At 55.7% G+C, this 17,944-nt stretch carries 19 protein-coding genes; 15 read left to right on the top strand and 4 right to left on the bottom strand.

Annotation, left to right across the window (positions count from 1 at the left end; all coding sequences use genetic code 11):
- Nucleotides 1-37: 37 nt before the first annotated feature.
- The 10 genes from AC5S16_RS08355 (at nt 38) to AC5S16_RS08310 (ending at nt 10,139) form a co-directional block, all read left to right on the top strand.
- The gene (locus AC5S16_RS08355; protein WP_493929588.1) at nt 38-1,348 is read left to right on the top strand and encodes a bifunctional folylpolyglutamate synthase/dihydrofolate synthase; all 1,311 of its coding nucleotides are present in this window, start codon (nt 38-40) and stop codon (nt 1,346-1,348) included.
- Nucleotides 1,345-2,169 (top strand): lysophospholipid acyltransferase family protein, encoded by an 825-nt coding sequence (locus AC5S16_RS08350; protein WP_493929587.1) that lies wholly within the window; start codon nt 1,345-1,347, stop codon nt 2,167-2,169. The genes AC5S16_RS08355 and AC5S16_RS08350 overlap by 4 nt, the downstream gene beginning before the upstream one ends.
- The gene (locus AC5S16_RS08345) at nt 2,166-2,894 is read left to right on the top strand and encodes a gamma-glutamyl-gamma-aminobutyrate hydrolase family protein (protein WP_493929586.1); all 729 of its coding nucleotides are present in this window, start codon (nt 2,166-2,168) and stop codon (nt 2,892-2,894) included. Before AC5S16_RS08350 ends, AC5S16_RS08345 begins: the two co-directional genes overlap by 4 nt.
- The gene (gene rsmG / locus AC5S16_RS08340; RefSeq protein ID WP_493929585.1) at nt 2,891-3,493 is read left to right on the top strand and encodes a 16S rRNA (guanine(527)-N(7))-methyltransferase RsmG; all 603 of its coding nucleotides are present in this window, start codon (nt 2,891-2,893) and stop codon (nt 3,491-3,493) included. Before AC5S16_RS08345 ends, rsmG begins: the two co-directional genes overlap by 4 nt.
- Before the next feature lie 469 nt (nt 3,494-3,962).
- The gene (locus AC5S16_RS08335) at nt 3,963-4,808 is read left to right on the top strand and encodes a ParA family protein (RefSeq protein ID WP_493929584.1); all 846 of its coding nucleotides are present in this window, start codon (nt 3,963-3,965) and stop codon (nt 4,806-4,808) included.
- A gap of 81 nt (nt 4,809-4,889) precedes the next feature.
- Nucleotides 4,890-5,813, top strand: coding sequence for a ParB/RepB/Spo0J family partition protein (locus AC5S16_RS08330; protein WP_493929583.1), 924 nt, complete (start codon nt 4,890-4,892; stop codon nt 5,811-5,813).
- A gap of 192 nt (nt 5,814-6,005) precedes the next feature.
- Entirely contained in the window at nt 6,006-6,581 is a 576-nt protein-coding gene (locus tag AC5S16_RS08325; protein WP_493929582.1) for a hypothetical protein, read from the top strand.
- 480 nt (nt 6,582-7,061) lie between these two features.
- Nucleotides 7,062-7,574 (top strand): hypothetical protein, encoded by a 513-nt coding sequence (locus AC5S16_RS08320; protein ID WP_493929581.1) that lies wholly within the window; start codon nt 7,062-7,064, stop codon nt 7,572-7,574.
- 20 nt (nt 7,575-7,594) lie between these two features.
- Nucleotides 7,595-8,128 (top strand): hypothetical protein, encoded by a 534-nt coding sequence (locus AC5S16_RS08315; protein ID WP_493929580.1) that lies wholly within the window; start codon nt 7,595-7,597, stop codon nt 8,126-8,128.
- A gap of 313 nt (nt 8,129-8,441) precedes the next feature.
- Nucleotides 8,442-10,139, top strand: a complete 1,698-nt coding sequence (locus AC5S16_RS08310) for a glycoside hydrolase family 43 protein (RefSeq protein ID WP_493929579.1) — start codon at nt 8,442-8,444, stop codon at nt 10,137-10,139.
- 25 nt (nt 10,140-10,164) lie between these two features.
- Here the strand turns inward: AC5S16_RS08310 and AC5S16_RS08305 are convergent, their stop codons facing one another.
- On the bottom strand, nt 10,165-10,698 hold the full coding sequence (locus AC5S16_RS08305) for a dihydrofolate reductase family protein (RefSeq protein ID WP_493929578.1): 534 nt from the start codon (nt 10,696-10,698) through the stop codon (nt 10,165-10,167).
- Nucleotides 10,699-10,947: 249 nt separating this feature from the next.
- Here AC5S16_RS08305 and AC5S16_RS08300 point away from each other — a divergent pair, with 249 nt between their 5' ends.
- Nucleotides 10,948-11,610 carry a Pr6Pr family membrane protein gene (locus AC5S16_RS08300; protein WP_493929577.1) on the top strand — a complete coding sequence of 221 codons (663 nt, stop codon included), beginning with the start codon at nt 10,948-10,950 and terminating at the stop codon, nt 11,608-11,610.
- Between the two features lie 189 nt (nt 11,611-11,799).
- On the opposite strand, the gene AC5S16_RS08295 is transcribed toward AC5S16_RS08300, so the two are convergent.
- The gene (locus AC5S16_RS08295; protein ID WP_493929576.1) at nt 11,800-12,489 is read right to left on the bottom strand and encodes a DNA-3-methyladenine glycosylase family protein; all 690 of its coding nucleotides are present in this window, start codon (nt 12,487-12,489) and stop codon (nt 11,800-11,802) included.
- A gap of 15 nt (nt 12,490-12,504) precedes the next feature.
- Between AC5S16_RS08295 and AC5S16_RS08290 the strand changes: the two genes are divergently transcribed.
- Nucleotides 12,505-13,959, top strand: coding sequence for an aldehyde dehydrogenase family protein (locus AC5S16_RS08290; RefSeq protein WP_493929575.1), 1,455 nt, complete (start codon nt 12,505-12,507; stop codon nt 13,957-13,959).
- A gap of 64 nt (nt 13,960-14,023) precedes the next feature.
- Here AC5S16_RS08290 and AC5S16_RS08285 read toward each other — a convergent pair whose 3' ends face one another.
- Nucleotides 14,024-14,326: an addiction module antidote protein gene (locus AC5S16_RS08285; protein ID WP_493929574.1), complete on the bottom strand. Its 303-nt coding sequence runs from the start codon at nt 14,324-14,326 to the stop codon at nt 14,024-14,026.
- A gap of 72 nt (nt 14,327-14,398) precedes the next feature.
- Entirely contained in the window at nt 14,399-14,653 is a 255-nt protein-coding gene (locus AC5S16_RS08280) for a type II toxin-antitoxin system RelE/ParE family toxin (RefSeq protein ID WP_493929573.1), read from the bottom strand.
- A gap of 51 nt (nt 14,654-14,704) precedes the next feature.
- On the opposite strand from AC5S16_RS08280, the gene AC5S16_RS08275 reads away from it, so the two are divergent.
- From AC5S16_RS08275 to mnmE, 3 genes are all read left to right on the top strand, one after another.
- Nucleotides 14,705-15,814, top strand: a complete 1,110-nt coding sequence (locus tag AC5S16_RS08275; RefSeq protein ID WP_493929572.1) for a Rieske 2Fe-2S domain-containing protein — start codon at nt 14,705-14,707, stop codon at nt 15,812-15,814.
- A 107-nt stretch (nt 15,815-15,921) separates the two neighbouring features.
- A complete protein-coding gene (locus AC5S16_RS08270; protein ID WP_493929571.1) occupies nt 15,922-16,446 on the top strand; it encodes a Jag family protein in 525 nt (174 codons plus the stop codon).
- Between the two features lie 5 nt (nt 16,447-16,451).
- The gene (gene mnmE / locus AC5S16_RS08265; RefSeq protein WP_493929570.1) at nt 16,452-17,840 is read left to right on the top strand and encodes a tRNA uridine-5-carboxymethylaminomethyl(34) synthesis GTPase MnmE; all 1,389 of its coding nucleotides are present in this window, start codon (nt 16,452-16,454) and stop codon (nt 17,838-17,840) included.
- The last annotated feature ends 104 nt before the right edge of the window (nt 17,841-17,944 follow it).

Here is a 17,944-nt window from a genome sequence, read left to right as displayed (position 1 = left end):
TTACGCTGAGGTCCGCTGATTCAACTAAAATTTGTTCATGTCCTACGCTGCAGCGATTGATAGTTTGTTTGCGCTTGCCGGGGAGCTGCATACTGCTCCCGGGCAGCCGCGGCGCAAGTTTGATCTTGAACAGACGCGGGTGCTGGCTGCGGCGCTGGGCGACCCGCAGAAAAAATTTCCTTCCGTTTTGATTGCCGGCACCAACGGCAAGGGATCGACGTCGGCGACGCTGGCGGCGATTCTTGAAGCGTCGGGTTATCGCGTTGGGCTTTATACTTCGCCGCATCTGGTGCGCGTGAATGAACGCATCCGGATTGCGGGTGAGGACATTTCTGACGATGGGTTTGCGCAGCTCTATTTTCAGGTGGATGACACCGCGCGAAGATTAGTGGATGAAGGAAAGCTGCCGGCTCCTCCGAGTTTTTTTGAGATGATGACGGCGCTTGCATTTACTGCTTTCGCCGATGAGAAGGTCGACATTGCGGTGCTCGAAGTGGGCATGGGCGGCCGGCTGGATGCGACGAACATTATCGAGCCGCTCATTTCTGTCATTACTGACATTTCACTCGATCACACGGAATGGCTTGGGTCTACAATTACCGACATTACGCGGGAGAAGGCAGGCATTCTGCGCGAAGGCGGCGTGATGGTGACGCTGCCGCAGCATCCGGAAGCCAACCAGGCATTGGGCGAGGCAGCGACGGCGCTGGGTGTGCGCGGCGTGAATGCCGCGGAATATATTCCGTCGCGCACGACGGAATCCCGCTACTCGGTTCAGGTGCTGGGACAGCCGGTGGAAGTGGATTCGCCGCTTATGGGGCAGCACCAGCAGAGGAACATTGCACTGGCCATCGCAGCAGCAGTCGAATTAAGTAACAAACACTGTTACAAAATTATGCCTGCTCAGATCAAGGCAGGAATTCGAGCTACGCGCTGGCCTGGACGCATGGAGCAATGTATCTCCAAAAATGGAGTAACCATTTTATTGGATGTTGGCCATAATCCTGCGGGCGCGTGGGCCCTGCGCTCGGTGCTTGCGGGAATGGAAGACCGCCAGCCACGAACTCTTATCTTCGGCTGCCTTCGCGACAAGGCGATTGCCGAGATGGCCCAGATACTCTTTCCGCTCTTTGATCGCGTGCTGCTGACGCCAGTTGACTCGCCGCGGTCGGCGAGTCTGGAGGAACTGGCTGCTGCGGCAGAGGCCACCGGCGCGTCATTCGAAACGCTGGCCGATGCGAAGACGGCGCTTGCTGTCGGGCTGGAGCTGACTCCACCAGAGGGGCTGATTGTGGGGACGGGCTCGGTGTACCTGATAGGAAGTCTGCGCGCGGAGCTGGCTTCGTGATCCGGCATCCGCTGGAGCCGAGGCCGAAGCCTCTGCCGCTGGTGAACCGCATTGTCTCAAATTGCCTGCAGGCGCCTCTCTTTTTTGCGTCGACAGCTTTCTTTGGGAGCCTGTCGCTAGCGGCTTCGCTGTTTGAGACGGACGGCAAGTGGCAGCACCGTATTGCCCAGACATGGGCACGGGTTTCGGTTGCCATCAGCAGGAGTCCGGTCAGAGTGGTTAGCTCAGAGAACCTCAAGAAGCGCAAGGTCGCGGTGTACGCCTGCAATCATCTCTCTTATATGGATACGCCGGTAATCTTCAGCTCGCTGCCGTTTCAGTTCAGGATTGTGGCGCGGCATGATCTCTGGAAGATGCCTTTTATCGGCTGGCACTTGCGGCGGTCAGGGCAGGTTTCGGTCAACGTCGAAAATCCGCGGGCTTCGATTTCGAGCCTGGGCAGCGCGGTCAAGACGCTCAAGTCGGGGATGCCGCTGTTTATCTTTCCTGAGGGTGGGCGCAGCGAGAGCGGGCATATTGCTTCGTTTCTGAATGGGCCGGCGTTTATGGCGATCCGGGCGCAGGTCCCGATCGTACCCATGGCGCTGGTTGGCACGCATGAGCTTTTGCCGATTCATACATCGCAGTTTTATCCGGTGCCGATCACGCTGGCGGTTGGCGAGCCGATTGATACTTCGGAATATTCAATACGGCAGATAGACCAGCTGACGCAACGGCTGAGCGATGAGATATGCCGGTTGTTCTATGCGCATTCTTATCTGGAGGCTCCGGCGCGACCTCAGCTTGAGGAGATTACCGAGATTCCGGAGGGTACGGTATGAGCCAGGAAGCCCCACGTATTGCTATCCCTGAGCCGAATTCGATGAAGCCGGATTACAACGAGCGCAGCTGGCCGCAGTATGCCCGCGCGGTAGAGGCTGTGGGCGGCGTTCCGGTACGGGTGCCGCTTTCGGAGTTGCCGGCAGCGGTGGCGAGCCTGGTAGCTTCGTGCTCGGGAGTGCTGCTGCCAGGCAGTCCGGCGGACGTGAATCCACAGAAATACGGGCAAGAGGCGGCACCGGAGAGCGCGGAGCCTGATGCAAAACGGGAAGCCGTGGACGAGCTGCTCCTGCAGGACGCCTTTAATCTGCATAAGCCGCTGCTGTGCATCTGCTATGGGGCGCAGTCACTGAATGTGTGGAAGGGCGGAACTCTTATTCAACATTTGGCGACGCAGGTGAACCATAAGGCGGGACGCGAGGTGGTCGACGCACATGCAGTGACGGTAGCTCCCGATGCCGAGCGTGTTCCGGCGATGAGTACTGTGAACAGCAGCCATCACCAGGCGATTGAAAACCCGGGAGATGGACTGCACGTGGTGGCTACGGCTCCGGACGGGACGATTGAGGCGGTCGAGCAGCGGGGCGAGCATTTTGTCCTGGGATTGCAGTGGCATCCGGAGCGGACGTTTGAGCAGAAGGCGGAATCGCAGGAGATTTTCTCCGAGTTTGTCGAGGCGGCGCGGGCGTGGAAGCCGCGCGAGATTCGGGAATCGATTGCACAATGAACGAAGCGCTCGAGAAGGCCGGCCTGAAGCCGCTGGCCCCGGAGATGGAGCGGCAATTCCGGTCCTACCTTGAGCTTCTGCTGAAGTGGAATGCGCGGCTGAACCTTACGGCCATCCGGGAGCCGGAAGAGATTGTCGAGCGGCATTTTGTCGAGAGCATCTTTGCGGCGCAGAACCTTCCTTCCGTAACGGGGCCTTCCGGGATCGGGACGCTGCTGGATTTCGGATCAGGGGGCGGGTTTCCCGGGATTCCGATTGCGATCTGCTGTCCGGAGATCCGGGTGACGCTGGGGGAATCGCAGGCGAAGAAGGCGGCTTTTCTGCGGGAGGCAGTGCGGACGCTGGGGCTTGGGAATGCCGAAATCTTTGACGGGCGGGTGGAGAAGCTGGACCGGCAGTTCGATGCGGTGACCTTGCGGGCGGTGGATCGGATGGAGGAAGCCTGCCGGGTGGCTCTCGAGAAGGTTAAGCCGGGCGGGTATTTTGTGCCTTTTCTTACCGGGAATGCCGAGGAGGCTTTCGAGGGGATTGCGTGGGAGTCGCGGTTTCTGTTGCCCGGGTCGGAGCAGCGGGTGCTTCTGATCGGGCGGAAATCTTAGTTTTGTTCCACGTGGAACACGCCCTGTTTCCGGAAAATCTACCGCTAAGGGCGCCAAGGTTTCGCCAAGGCCAATGTTCCACGTGGAACACGAGTCCCTTTTTTTACCACAGAGTACGCAGAGAACACAGAGGCTTCACAGAGGAAGTCTCTTTCACTGTTGTTTTGAATGCAGGGAGAAAACTACGGGTTCCTCCGCTTCGCCCAATGACAAGCTGTCGATTTCCGGTATGTGTTCCACGTGGAACACGAAGCCTACAGCTCATTCGTCAAGGAAGATTTCCACTTTGCGCAAAATCTCGATGGACGAACCTATCTTGCCATGACGGCTGCTATCTCTATCTGAAACAGTGAGTTACTGGCGGTAGCCGGGAGGATGCGGAAAGTCTTCCACAATTTGGGACGCGTTGTTCACAGCCTGTGACGATTGAATTCCTCGCCCCTAAACTTTAGTCTTTTTCCTATTGTTTATGAGTAAAGTTCTTGCTGTTGTGAACCAGAAAGGCGGGGTGGGAAAGACCACGACCGCGATCAATCTGGCTGCCGCCCTAGCGCTGGAAGGGCTGAAATGCCTGCTTATCGATTGCGATCCCCAGGCCAACTCCACGGGAGGGTATGGTCTGGCGCGCGACGAGGAGCGGAAGACCACGTACGACATTCTGGTAGGCGAGGCAACTATCGCTGAGGCTGTTCTTCCGACCGAGATTGAGACGCTCAAGCTGATTCCTTCGAGCAAGAACCTGATCGGGGCGAATGTGGAGCTGATCCAGCAGGACAACCGCTCGGACCGTCTCAAGGAGGCGCTGGGGCCGGTACGCGGTGAGTATGACTTTGTGATTCTAGATTGCCCCCCGGCACTCGACCTGCTGACGCTGAACGCGCTGGTCGCATCGGACACGCTGCTGGTTCCCATGCAGGCGGAGTACTTTGCTCTGGAAGGTATCAGTGAGCTGATGCAGACGATGGAGCGGGTAAAAGAGAGCTTCAATCCTAAATTAGAGATTGAGGGCGTGCTGCTGACCATGTATGACGACCGCACGAACCTGGCGCAGCAGGTGACGGAAAACCTGCGTGAGTTCTTCAAAGACAAGCTGCTGAAGACGGTGATTCCGAGAAATGTGCGGCTGGCGGAGGCTCCGAGCTATGGCAAGCCGGTGATGCTGTATGACCCGAAGTCGCGCGGGGCGGAGAGCTACCGCGACCTGGGCGATGAGATTCTGGCGCGGAACAAGATCGAGAGTCCCAAGGCCAAGGAGCGGAAGACAGTTGCGGCTAAGCGAGGGAAGCCGGAAGTTCGGTTCTGGCCTTATGCGTGAAAAACTCTTTACCACAGAGGACACAGAGAGCACAGAGGTATCACAGAGTGCTAAGAACTTGATGCAAAGACTGGAAGGATTATGAGCACAGCTACTGAGACTCCGAAACGGCGGGCCCTGGGTAAGGGGCTGGAATCATTGCTGCCGCGGGTGCATGCGGCCATTACACCTCCGCCGCCTCCGCGGGAAGACGCGCTACCTAACGAATCGGAAGCGGGCAAGCCGCGCGAGATTCCGGCGAGCATGATTGACCGCAATCCTTACCAGACACGCAGCCGCTTTGACGAGCAGCAGCTGGCGGAACTGGCGGCCTCGATTGCGGTGACAGGAGTGGTGCAGCCGATTCTGGTGCGGCCGGTGGCAGATGGGCGCTTCCAGCTGATTGCCGGCGAGCGTCGCTGGCTGGCTTCACAGAAGGCGGGCAAAGAGACGGTGCCGGCGATTATCCGTCAGGTGTCAGACGAACAGGCGATGGAGATGACCATCGTCGAAAACCTGCAGCGCACGGACCTGAACCCGATGGAGCAGGCGCGCGCGTATGAGCGGCTGGGTCGTGAGTTCAAACTGACGCAGGAACAGATGGCGCAGCGCACAGGCAAGAACCGCGCGTCGGTGGCGAATTTTCTGAGGCTGCTCAGACTTCCGGTCGAAGTGCAGGGGAAGGTCGAAGGCGGCGAGCTGAGCTTCGGCCATGCGCGGGCGCTGCTGCCGCTGGAAGATCCGGAAAGCATTTTGAAGGCGGCGCAGAAGGTGTCGGCGCTCTCGATGTCGGTGCGGCAGACGGAGAGCTACGTGCAGGGGCTGCTAAATCCAGAGAAGAAACAGAATGGCGAAGATAAGACGAAAGAGCAGCCTGTCGATCCGAATGTGCGCGAGGCGCAGGACCGGCTGCAGCGGTCGCTGGGGCTGAAGGTCAGGATTGAGGACAAGCATGGGCGCGGGCGCGTGATTATTGAGTATTCGCGGCTGGAGGATTTTGATACTTTGCTGGAGATGCTGGGTTAGATTTCGTATTCAACTACGAAGCAGGTTGTCCGTGCAAAGGAGAAAAAGCAAATCCTGTTCTTTCATTATGGTTTCGTAGATGAGGAATTCTTCCTATAAAAAATTAAGATTACCAAGGTACTCCTACTGTCTTCAAATCGGTGACGTACCCGCTTCACTACACTAGTTATACATGCTAGTCTCCTGGGCACGATGACCCACTATCTAGCAGTTAAACAAGCCATCCTGCGGATATTCATCGCACTACCGCTACTCGCGTCAATCAACATACATACTTTATCTGCTCAGCAGATGCCAGATAAGACGATCATCAATGCGTATCAGATGCTATTTCGAAAGGTCTGTGCATTTAATGAAATCACCAACAGGAGTGAGGCTACATCTGAAGATAAGGCCTACTACAGGAGACTCATCAGTAATCGCTTAGAACTTAGTGATGAGGACGCATCGAAGCTCGAAAGAATCGCCGCCGATTTCAAGATTGAGCTGTCAACGATAGACGAGCAAAAACAGCACGCACTCTCTACATTTCATGCACGGTTCCCCAATGGCATTGCTAAGCCGAGCACAGATATTACACCTCCCCCTGAATTAGTCTCATTGCAAGAATCAGAGGATGTGTTGGTTCTTCGATATCGTGATCGATTTCGAAGTGAGTTAAAACAGGAAGATTTCGAGCGAGCTGACAAACACATTCGGCAGACAAATATTACTTCCAGCCAGTTTGTGCATTCCACCGATCATGGAACAAGCAAGGGAGATCAATAGGATGAGGACTAGACGCATCTTGCGATATTTACCTCTTGCTGCAATTTTAGTTGCAAGTGTGATACAGGTACATGGTCAGGAAATCACAGGCAGCGCCAACATCGATATAGACCAGACAACCGGAATAGTTACTGCAGTTTGTGACACTTTACTCGACGGTCTTGCAGAGAGTTACTATCAGCCTTCACCGCCTGCAAAGTTAACGATGGAGAGGGCAATCTTGTTGCGTCTGGGCAACTTCACGAAACCGGCGGCAACGAAGCTCAAGTCATCTTGACTTTCGCCGGAACACCCGGTACCACATACACGGTGACTTCTACTCACTTGGGAGTCGCAAGTGTTCGTGATTATGCGGAACCCCCTCCGGGGAAACCTATTCAGTATTTCTACTTGGACCCATATAATTTTGAGTTTTACTCATCAGATGAGTCAATACATCCCCTGACATATGTGTGGATAGGACCAGGTCCAGAACAACAGATGAAGACTTCGAATATCCACATAGGTAATACTGCAGAAACCAAAGTTTATCCAATCGATACAAATCTTTTGATCTCTTATGCACAGGGGGATTTTCCTGCTACATGCGATGCTGACTTCGCGGCTGCAATTGGCGGCAGCTATACAAAATCTCAGTTCTTTGCAGACCTCTTGACTGCAACAATTAATCAATACCCCGCAGGAGCACCGAATACGCCAGCACATGATCCGAACTGGTCGGCTGACACCGATTCAACGGCTCCTGGTAGGCCTATAAACCTGTTCCCGAATTTTTATGGAACGGCTGCACAGCACACCAGTAACAGACGGAGGGAGTTTACAGTCATACATGAACAAGTGCATCGATTTACTGGATGGACTGACAATGATATTTTCAGCCATTTCGCTAGTTACGGTTTGATTGAAGTAAACAACAGCGATGATTTCACCAAGTGGATATACGATAATTGTCCCAATCCATGGACACCTAAATCGGAAGATCAATACCCCTAAGAAAGACGTAACAGACTTCTATGTGGATTAGGCATTCGATTACAGTCGTTATTTCTGTCATTCTCTCGGTGCTGATCACGCACGCGCTGGATCGGCGCCGAGAAGCCTCGGGATCGCGTAGTTCAGCCAGCAATGATGTGATGGACACGATTCGTACGCATAAGCTTGAACTTATCGACAATCAAGGCCGAGTTCGAGGAGAATTCAAAATAAATCCTCCGCGCTATCCTGCGATCAAGACAGAAGAACCAATGTTGGATTTAAAAGACGAGAATGGTAATTACGCCGTCTCCATGCAATTGAATCCTTATGGAGTGGGGAAGCTTCAATTCGACAACTGGGGATCACCAATCCATCACAATGGCGTAGTAGTTTTGGGAGCACTGGATGCCGACACCAGTGGAGAAAAGGAAAATACCAGCACCTGGGGATTATTCATCAACACATTCAAATCCTATGGTGTGTCTGTCGGGGAGAAAGCGGACGGAACATATTTTTTACGACCCTGGATATTGCAAGACAGGAAATCCTTGCCTGGCGCTCCCCTGCCTTAACGATTACGCCGCTAGAAACAGGTCATCTAAAATCTCTTTTGCTTAGGCGTATGCCGGTGGCTGATCTCGTACGAGTCAATCTCTCAGAAAATTTTCATGTTCTTTTTGTGGAAAGTGGTTGCCCAAGATTTATGGAAGCGCTTACACTGCTCGCCGTCGTGTACTTCCTCGTTCGAAGGAGCCCTCCCCCATGCTCTGGTGCAAAAGGATTGCGGTTGTTCTCTTTGTTTTCTCAGGTTTTTGTTTTGGACAGACGGAATCATCCAGTCCATCTAATTCATCAAGACCTGCGACTTATACCAATCCACTCATATTGAACACTACGAATCAGGGTGCGGCGGTGAGCTGCCCTGATCCGGCGATCATCAAGCAGACCGTCAAAAAGGTGGACACCTGGTATTTGTACTGCACGGGTGATGCGCTCAACTCGAGCGATGTGGATGCGAATGGGAACCTGAAGACGCACCTGATTCTCCAGTTCAAATCTACAGATCTTATTCACTGGACATACGTCGGGGATGCGTTTACGCAGACTCCGGCGTGGGTGGGCACGGCGACGGGGCAGTTCTGGGCTCCGGCGGTGAAGTATTTCAACGGGAAGTATTACCTCTACTATGCAGCTCCGAACTCGGACCTGGGCGGCAGCGCGATTGGCGTGGCGACGAGCGCGAGTCCGGCGGGGCCGTGGGTGGATAGCGGCGCGCCGGTGGTGGCTCCGGAGCAGAATCCTTATAACAGCTCGATTCAGCGGGTGGTGATCGATCCGGATGAGATTCAGGACAGTTCGGGGCAGCGCTACATCTCGTATGGCACGTTCAATGGCGGCGTGAGTATCCGCAAGCTGTCGGCGGATGGACTGACTTCAGACGCAAGCTCGGAGACGCAGATTGCGATTGACAATTACGCCGAGGGTGCGAACTTCTGGAAGCATGGCGCCTACTACTATCTGATGGTTTCGACTTCAAACTGCTGCGATGGTCCGTTAACGGGATACAGCGTGCGGGTGGGGTGTGCGAAGTCACCGCTGGGGCCGTTCCTGGATCAGAACGGAGTCTCGCTGACAACATTTGCGGCGGGCGGAGGGTTTGCGATTGCGGCGAACGGCAATCGCTGGGCGGGGCCGGGCGGCAATGTGGTCTTTACCGATGACGCGGGGCAGGATTACATGCTGTACCACTCGGTGGATCTGAATGGGCCTTATTTCAGTGGATTTCCGGGAGCGACGCGGCGGCCTGCGCTGATCGATCCAATTGACTGGGTGAATGGCTGGCCGGTGGTGCGCGGCGGCTATGGTGCTTCGATGACGGCGCAGCCTGCTCCGGCAGCGCAGTCTGGGCAGACGAATGCCTACGTCACGAAGATCAATACGGCAGACCAGCCGGGCGCGGAGATCACGAATCTCTCGGATGAGTTCAACGGCTCGACGCTTTCTTCGCAGTGGCATTTTGTTCATCCCAACGCGAACAATGCGTATATGCTGACGGGCGGCGCATATGAGGTCGTGACGCAGGGGCCGGATGAGACTCCTGATCCTGCGCATGTCTCGATTCTGGCCGAGCCTGTGCCTTCGAGCGGCGACTGGATGGTCGAGACAAAGGTGACGACGAGCGTTCCGTTCGACAACTCATGCTGCTACAACTACGCGCAGGGCGCACTGTTTATTTATCTGGATGACCAGAACAGCATCAAGCTGGATGTGGTGCCGATCTTCGATACGCGGCAGGTGGAGTTCGGCAAGCAGGTGGGGCCGGTGCCGGCGAATTATCCGACATACGATCACCAGGTGGGCGGTCCTCCGGGAGAGACGACGTGGCTGCGGGTTGTGCGGCACAGCAATGGCAGCGCGGGCGAGCTGTATACGGCGTACAGCTCGAATGACGGCGAACACTGGGTGAAAGGCGGCACATGGCAGCATCAGCTTGGTGCGGGGGCACAGATCGGGATCTCGGCGGAGAATACGGCCGGGTTCAAGATGGATTTTGATTATGTGCGCGTGTACCGGCTGAAGTAGGTGCGTCTTCGGGCGAGGCGCGCGATCAAGCAGGAACGTACGTCAACCGAATCACGTCCTCGCCAATTCGATCGCTGGCCACCAGGCGGAGCCGCGGCCGGGGGCCGGCGAAGAACGGCTGGCCAGACCCAAGCACGATGGGATGGAGGTAGACTCGATACTCATCAATGAGACCAAGGTTGGTCAGGCTCCCTGCCAGATTTGGTCCGGCTACGTCAATCTCCCCATCCAACTGAGCCTTCAGCCCGCGGATCATCGCCTCGAAGTCACCCTCGATGAGGGTGGCGTTGGGGCCGACCGACTTCAACGAGCGCGACACGACCCACTTCCGCTGGCTCCGCCACACCGCCGCGAAGTCGCGTTCCTCCGTGTCCCAATCCGGAAGGTCATCGTCCCAATAACGCATGATCTCGTACATGCGTCGACCGTATACCGTGCCCGTCAGACCGCGTGTCATCTCGATGAAGTGACGAAAGAGCACAGGATCGGGTGGCCCCATTTTCATGTGATCGACGTAGCCGTCCAGAGACTGGTTCAATGCATACACGAGCTTTGCCATGCTACAAAGCCTCCGCCTCAGGTTCATCAGAAGAATAGCTTACGTCGACGTTGCACGGGAGTGAGATTGGAAACAATCTACGCGTCGCATTGGCGGTGTGACCAATAACCAGAGGTCCGCTTATCAAACTGAGACACTACCCGTTGCCCTTTGACTCACTCAGAGTCAGGGGCAGAATGACAGCATTTATTTAGTGGATTGAAAATTCACCGCACTCGATATGATTCTGGAGTAGAGGTGTTCTGGGCTATGCAGACCACGTCTCTCCATGAGAAATCGATGATGGCTGCGGGCGCGCTGATCGGAATCGCGGGCGTCGGGCTGCAGTTTTATTCCATGATGCAGATTCCGGGGCTTTCGACTGCGGAGGCGGTGGTGCGCTTCTTCAGCTTCTTCACCATCCTTACGAATCTGCTGGTGGTGTCTGGGTATGCGCTGCCGCTGCTTGCTTCCGGATCGGCTGCGGGCAGGTGGTTTGCAAGTGCTTCGATGCGCGGCGGCACGCTGGTCTACATCGTGGTGGTGGGAGCGGTGTATAACCTGCTGCTGCGGCAGTTGTATCATCCGGTCGGATGGGCGAAGGTTGCCGATGCGCTGGTGCATGATGCTGCACCGGTCTTCTACGTGATTTATTGGGTGGTGTTCGCGGATAAATCGGGCCTGCGCATCAAGGCTGCGGGCCAATGGCTGCTTTATCCGCTGGGTTATCTCGGATACACGCTGCTGCGCGGCTCGATCGTTGGCTACTATCCTTATCCATTTGTGGATGTGACCACGCTTGGGTATGCGCGGGTGCTGATGAATGCTGCCGGATTCACGATTGTTTTCTGGGTGCTGGGGATGATGGTGGTTGGCGCTTCGCGGGTGATGGTTTCTGCTGCTGCGTTGCCGGCGGCGGAGTCGGCGGACTGATCGCATCTGCGGGAGAAGCAAACCGCAAAAACTTTACCACAGAGGACGCAGAGAACACAGAGGCAATCCAGTAGATTGTTTTTCAACACGCAACTAAATCTTTGAGCCTGTAGTGTCATCCTGCGAACCTCCCACGTTAGCTTCGCGAACGTGGGGCACCCTGGTTCTTCCTGAGTTACAAGGCTGCTTCTATTCGGGGGGTGGGGATGGTTTTCCGTTCAGGTCGCAGGCTCTCCACAAATACCAGCTGGCTACGGAGCGCCAGGGTTTCCACTTTTCTCCGCGGCGCAGCATTTCAGCGGGAGTGGCGAGCATCTTTGCGTCGAAGGGTTTGTTCTTCGGCAGCTTCTTGAAAGTCAGCGAGAAGCCTTTGCGCACGCCGTAGTCAGTTACTGGAAAAATATCGGGGCGGCCGAGGCGGAAGATCAAGAGCATTTCTACTGTCCATGGGCCGATGCCGCGGACCTGCGTGAGACGGTCGACGATCTCGGAGTCGGACATGCGGCGGATGGCAGCGAGCGTGGGGACGGTTCCGTCGATGGTTTTGGCAGCGAGGTCGCGCAGAGCCTTTGATTTGCCGGCTGACAATCCTACGGAGCGCAGCATGTCGTCGCTGGCGCCGAGCAGGTGCTCGGGGCTGGGATGGATTTCTCCAAACAAGGTGAGCAGACGTTTTAGAATCGCGGCGGCGGCCTTGCCGTGGAGCTGCTGGTAGATGATGGATTCGAGCAGCGTCTCAAAAGGCGAGTGCTGGCTCTTGAGCCGGAGGGTGTAGGGGCCGGCGCGCTCGATCAGCAGGCCAAGTTTGGGGTCGGCGGCGGCCAGCTCGCGGCAGGCGAGAGCGGCATCGTATCGTACAGGGCGGCGTCCGTCAGTCATGCAAGGAGAGTGTACTTGAAAAGGGAAGAAATGGCGAAGTCTTCTTCGATGAATCGTGGCTTTCTGCTTGGCGGGAAAGAGCATTTTGACGGCGAGGCGGTTGCGATTCGCTCTCCCTGGGAACAGAGCCTGGTGGGAACAGTCCGGCAGGCTTCGCGGAAGGATGCAGTAGAAGCTGCGCGATTGCTGGAGCGATCGTTTGCTGTGATGCGCAAGATAGCGAGCTATGAGCGCAAGCGCATTCTGCTGGATGTGGCGGAGAAGATTTCGGCGCAGAAAGATGAGCTGGCGCGGCTGATTGTTGCCGAGGCGGGCAAGCCATTGAAGGCGGCGCGGGTTGAGGTGGAGCGCGCTGCTTTTACGTTTACGACTGCGGCAGAAGAGGCAGTGCGGCAGGACGGCGAGGTGTTGTCGCTCGACCTGCTTGCCGGCAATGAAGGCCGATGGGGGATGGTGCGGCGCTTCCCTGTTGGGCCGGTGTTTGCGATTACTCCTTTTAATTTTCCGCTGAACCTGGTGGCGCACAAGCTTGCGCCCGCGGTTGCGGCGGGTTGTCCGCTGCTGTTGAAGCCTGCGCCGCAGACTCCGTTCTGCTCGCTGAAGCTGGGGGATTTTCTGGTGGAGGCGGGATGGCCGGCGGATGCTCTGGCGGTGCTGCCGCTCAGCAACGATGATGCGGAGTTTCTGCTCGAGCACGAAGACCGGTTGAAGCTGCTGAGTTTTACGGGGAGTGCGAAGGTGGGGTGGGCGCTGAAACAGAAAGCGGCGAAGAAGCGCGTGGTGCTGGAGCTGGGCGGGAATGCGGCAATGATCGTTCACGGCGACTGGCCGGATATCGATGCGGTTGCGAAGAAGGCAGTGACTGCGGGGACGAGTTATGCGGGGCAGAGCTGTATCTCAGTGCAGCGTGTTTATGTGGAGCGGGCTGTCTTCGATACGTTTGTCGACCGCGCGGTTCATTATGCTGGAACGCTGGTAATGGGCGATCCGGTGCATGAGGCTACGGATGTTGGCCCGGTGATTCGCCTGTCGGATGCGGAGCGCATCGAGAGCTGTATTGATGAGGCACGCAGGTCCGGCGCTACAGTGCTTGCGGGCGGCTCGCGTGAAGGCTCAATGGTGGAGCCGACGCTGCTTACCGGGACACGCAATGGGATGAAGGTGCTCGATGAAGAGGTCTTCGCACCGGTGCTAGCGATTGAGCCTTACGATGATTTCGATGCGGTGCTCGATGAAGTGAATCGCTCGCGATATGGATTGCAGGCTGGTCTGTTTACGCGCGATGCGGGGCGAATCTTTCGCGCTTATGAATCGCTCGATGTGGGTGGATTAATTGTCGGCGATACGCCTACGTGGCGGCTGGATCCTATGCCTTATGGCGGTGTGAAGGATTCAGGGTTCGGGCGCGAGGGAGTTCGTTATGCGGTGGAAGAGATGACGGAGCGCAAGTTGCTGGTGATGGCTTTGTGATCAGCCGTGAAACAGCTGAGTGAAGAGGATGGCTATCTGCTGAATATCTCCTCTTGTCTTTAGTTTATGCGGCTTCGACGCTGAGCTTTAATCCAACAGCGCGCATGACCGCGACCAGTGTAGAAAGTCTTGGATTGCCTTTGGAAGACAAAGCGCGGTAGAGACTTTCCCGTTCTATGCCGGCGCTTTTTGCTACTTTGGCAATCCCGCCTTTGGACTCGGCTACGCGACGCAGGGCAGTCAGCAACACCTGCGGCTCATCTGTTTCTTCCAATGCGGCGCGAAGATATTCGGCGGCAAATGCGGGGTCTTTCTTAAGTTCTTCAATTATTGCTGCATCGTGAGAGATGCTTGTTTTGCGCTTCATTACTGGACCGTCCTTTTCCTGTAGTCCGTGAGATATTCCAAAGCTCTAGTGATGTCTGCTGATTGTTTCCTCTTATCTCCACCGGCACAATAGCAGCACACATGTCCGGCCAATCATTGCGTGATACAAACGATAACCGGGGCCCCAATCAATCCGGAATTCGTAAAGCCCATCACGCAACGATTTGCAGTCACCGAAATTTCCAGCTGCCAATTGGTCAATTCGGATTGAGATTTTTGCACGTGCCCTTAGATCTTTTAGTTCGGATAACCAATCACCGATAACATCCTTGCCTGTACGAGTAAGGTACCGTCGGATTTCGATCACCAGTCGATTGTAATCTATAAATTACAACATTCGCGAGATATAGTTAAAACGATGGTGACGAAAGCTACTCCGATTGCCGCGCCGCAGGGGCCGGTCACAACGCTTATCTATAACGACTGGTATCCAGCGATGCGCAGCGAGCTGCTGCTGGGCAAGAAGCTTGTGACTACGATGCTCATGGGTATTCCCATGGTGGTGGGCAGGCGCTCGGATGGCCGCATCTTTGCGATGCGTGACAGCTGTCCTCATCGCGGCATTCCTCTTTCCTATGGGTGGTTCGATGGTCAGAAACTCACATGCAAATATCACGGATGGTCTTTTGAGCCGTGCGGTGGTCAGTGTGTAGAAATTCCATCGTTGACCAGTCACGACACGCTCGATCCGACGCGTATTTATGGAACGGCTTTTCCCTGCGAGGAGCGCGATGGATATGTGTGGGTATATGTGCCGGAGCCGGGTTCAGGGCGGGTGCGTACGGATAATGCGGCGCTGCCGCCCGTTCCGGAGGTGCCGAAGTTCAGCACGAAATTTCGCTCAGCACATTTGACGGCTGATCTGCCCTGCAATGTGGACCACGGCATTATTGGATTGATGGATCCGGCGCACGGGCCGTTCGTGCATCAGTCGTGGTGGTGGCGCAAACAGGCGAGCATTCACGAGAAGGAAAAGCATTTCGAGCCGATCGAGCAGGGTTTTCGCATGTCGTCGCATGCGCCTTCAGCAAACAGCGCGCCTTACAAGCTGCTGGGCGTATATGGCGAGGCGATTACGACGACCATTGATTTTGTGCTGCCCAACCGGCGCTATGAGACGATCCGCGCGGGCGACAAGTGGTTTGCCAGCATCACAACTGTAACTCCCACAGTTGCAAATGCATGCCGCATCGATGTCTATGGGGCGTGGAATGTTTTCTATCACATTCCATTTGTGACTTCGATTGCGATGTTCTTCGGCAGGCGTTTCGTGGAGCAGGACCAGGTAACGATGATCCAGCAGGCCGAAGGGCTGAAATATGATCCAACACTGATGCTGATTGATGATGCAGACCGCCCGGCGAAGTGGTATTTTGCATTGAAGCAGGCACGGCTGGAATCCGCGGCGACAGGACAGCCGATGAAGCATCCGATGTCTGGGCTGACCACGCTCCGGTGGCGTAGTTAGGACTGGAGCCTTCGGCTTCGCTGAGGGCAGACTGAGAACCAGAGCAATAATGAAAACATAAAGACCCTGGTTAGCGTCCTAACCAACTGCAATGAGATACTAAGTCGATGCCAATTGACGACTATTCTGCAGCAGCTCAGAAAATTGCCGCATTCCTCAAAAACCTGACAACGCTTGGCGGTCTTCGGCTGAAGTACAGGATTACTGCGGGCGAAGGTGCTGCGGATCCTGAAGGCCTGGAAGCGCGCGAGATATATGTGGAGCTTGCCGGGCCGGATGCATTTCTGCTGACGCAACGTGGCGGAGAGTTGCTGCGCTCGCTTGAACATGTAGCAGCAAAGATTATCCGCCTGGAAACAGAAGAGCACGACAAGGTTTCTTTCGACGCGAACAACTTCAAAGCCATGCGCGCGCGTGAACTGAAACTGGCTGCGGAGACTGCAGCAGACAAGGTTCGCCGTACTGGGCAGCCATACAGCTTTGCTCCCATGAGCTCGCGCGAGCGACGCATGCTGCATCTTGCTTTCCGCGGATACGAAGATGTAGAGACTGCGTCGAGCGGCGAAGGTTTGCGGCGGTTTGTTGTTGCCTATCCCAAGGGATATGACCAGGCAAAAGCACGCCCGCGCTGATAGCTGTGCAACCCAATCCACAATCCGCAGCAGAACAAGCTCTTTCTGCGAATGAGACCATTGTTGCTGTTTCGACCCCGCCGGGACGCGGTGGCATCGGGATAGTGCGCCTTTCAGGCCCGCGCGCAGTTGAGATCGCAGGGCCACTGCTGAAGATGCGTAGCGGACTGGAGCATGCGCGCGCGCGTTTTGCTGAGATTGCCGATCCGGAGACGCAGACGAAGTTAGATGAGGCCGTTGTTACTTATTTCGCCCGACCCAATTCCTATACAGGGGAAGACATAGTTGAGATTGCGGCGCATGGATCGCCTGTAATTCTTGATCTGCTGGTGAGGCAGGCGCTCAGGGGTGGGGCACGGCTGGCGAACCCAGGAGAGTTTACCGAGCGCGCGTTTCTTTCCGGACGTATGGATCTGACGCAGGCCGAGGCGGTGCGTGACCTGATCGAATCGCAGACGCTTTATCAGGCACGCATTGCTGCACAGCAGCTCGATGGAGCACTATCACGGCGCGTCAAGCCGATCAAGCAGAAGCTGGTCGAGTTGATTGCTGTCCTGGAAGCTGGCATTGATTTTGCTGAAGATGATGTGGATGTTGCGCCGGACTCCGAAATCACGAGCCGTATTGAATCTGTAACTGTACCGATTGCAGAATTAGTGCGCTCTTTCGAGCAGGGACGCATTGTGCATTCCGGGCTGGCACTGGCGATTGTCGGGCGTCCGAACGTCGGCAAGTCTTCGCTCTTTAACCGTCTTGTAGAACGTGAGCGTGCCATTGTAACGGCCATTCCTGGAACAACACGCGACTTGGTGACGGAGCGCGTGTCGATCGGAGGCATTCCGATTGAATTAATTGATACCGCAGGTTTGCGAGAGGCTTCGGACGAAGCGGAATCAATCGGGATACAGAAATCGCGCGAGGCATTGGCGGACGCTGATCTGGTTCTGGTGGTGCTGGACGCATCGGTTCCCTTGCGTGACGATGAGGCTGCGCTGATTCAGTCATTGACAGATAGAAGAGCGCTGGTTGTTGCAAACAAAAGCGATCTTAATTTAGAGCAAACGCAAACATCTGACGGATTCAGCGCCATCCACACTTCTGCTGTTACGGGCGAAGGGCTGGAGGAACTGCGCGCTGCGATTTTGAACCTTTTACATGGATCGGGTTCGGGCAACGAAGATGGCATGCTGACCAGCGTGCGTCATCACCAGGCGGTGACAGCGGCGCTCGGTGCACTGACTGCGGCAAAGAAAGCTGTGAAGGAAAAAATTCCACACGAGATGCTGCTGCTTGATCTTTATGCAGCACTGCGCCAGCTGGATTCGCTTACTGGTGAAACAACATCCGATGATATTTTGAACCTGATTTTTTCTACTTTCTGTATCGGAAAATAATTGCATGCGCTCTTTACTGCCCCATGTGTTTCGGTGCGGCAAGTTTAAGCATTCAGCTAGAGTTAAGGTTTCGCTCGCTGAGGGTGCTGTACGGCAATAAAGTT

This window comes from Acidobacterium sp. FHG110202_01 (genome assembly GCF_059115305.1).
Note: the sequence above shows the minus strand (reverse complement) of the source record. Positions and strands in the feature narration are given on the sequence as shown.

Coding starts and splice junctions, on each gene's coding strand:
- rsmG (WP_493929585.1), top strand. CDS start 2,891: ATGAACGAAGCGCTCGAGAAGGCCGGCCTGAAGCCGCTGGCCCCGGAG.
- AC5S16_RS08345 (WP_493929586.1), top strand. CDS start 2,166: ATGAGCCAGGAAGCCCCACGTATTGCTATCCCTGAGCCGAATTCGATG.
- AC5S16_RS08270 (WP_493929571.1), top strand. CDS start 15,922: ATGCCAATTGACGACTATTCTGCAGCAGCTCAGAAAATTGCCGCATTC.
- AC5S16_RS08325 (WP_493929582.1), top strand. CDS start 6,006: ATGACCCACTATCTAGCAGTTAAACAAGCCATCCTGCGGATATTCATC.
- AC5S16_RS08285 (WP_493929574.1), bottom strand. CDS start 14,326: ATGAAGCGCAAAACAAGCATCTCTCACGATGCAGCAATAATTGAAGAA.
- AC5S16_RS08320 (WP_493929581.1), top strand. CDS start 7,062: ATGAAGACTTCGAATATCCACATAGGTAATACTGCAGAAACCAAAGTT.
- AC5S16_RS08335 (WP_493929584.1), top strand. CDS start 3,963: ATGAGTAAAGTTCTTGCTGTTGTGAACCAGAAAGGCGGGGTGGGAAAG.
- AC5S16_RS08295 (WP_493929576.1), bottom strand. CDS start 12,489: ATGACTGACGGACGCCGCCCTGTACGATACGATGCCGCTCTCGCCTGC.
- AC5S16_RS08355 (WP_493929588.1), top strand. CDS start 38: ATGTCCTACGCTGCAGCGATTGATAGTTTGTTTGCGCTTGCCGGGGAG.
- AC5S16_RS08305 (WP_493929578.1), bottom strand. CDS start 10,698: ATGGCAAAGCTCGTGTATGCATTGAACCAGTCTCTGGACGGCTACGTC.
- AC5S16_RS08300 (WP_493929577.1), top strand. CDS start 10,948: ATGCAGACCACGTCTCTCCATGAGAAATCGATGATGGCTGCGGGCGCG.
- AC5S16_RS08330 (WP_493929583.1), top strand. CDS start 4,890: ATGAGCACAGCTACTGAGACTCCGAAACGGCGGGCCCTGGGTAAGGGG.
- AC5S16_RS08275 (WP_493929572.1), top strand. CDS start 14,705: ATGGTGACGAAAGCTACTCCGATTGCCGCGCCGCAGGGGCCGGTCACA.
- AC5S16_RS08315 (WP_493929580.1), top strand. CDS start 7,595: ATGTGGATTAGGCATTCGATTACAGTCGTTATTTCTGTCATTCTCTCG.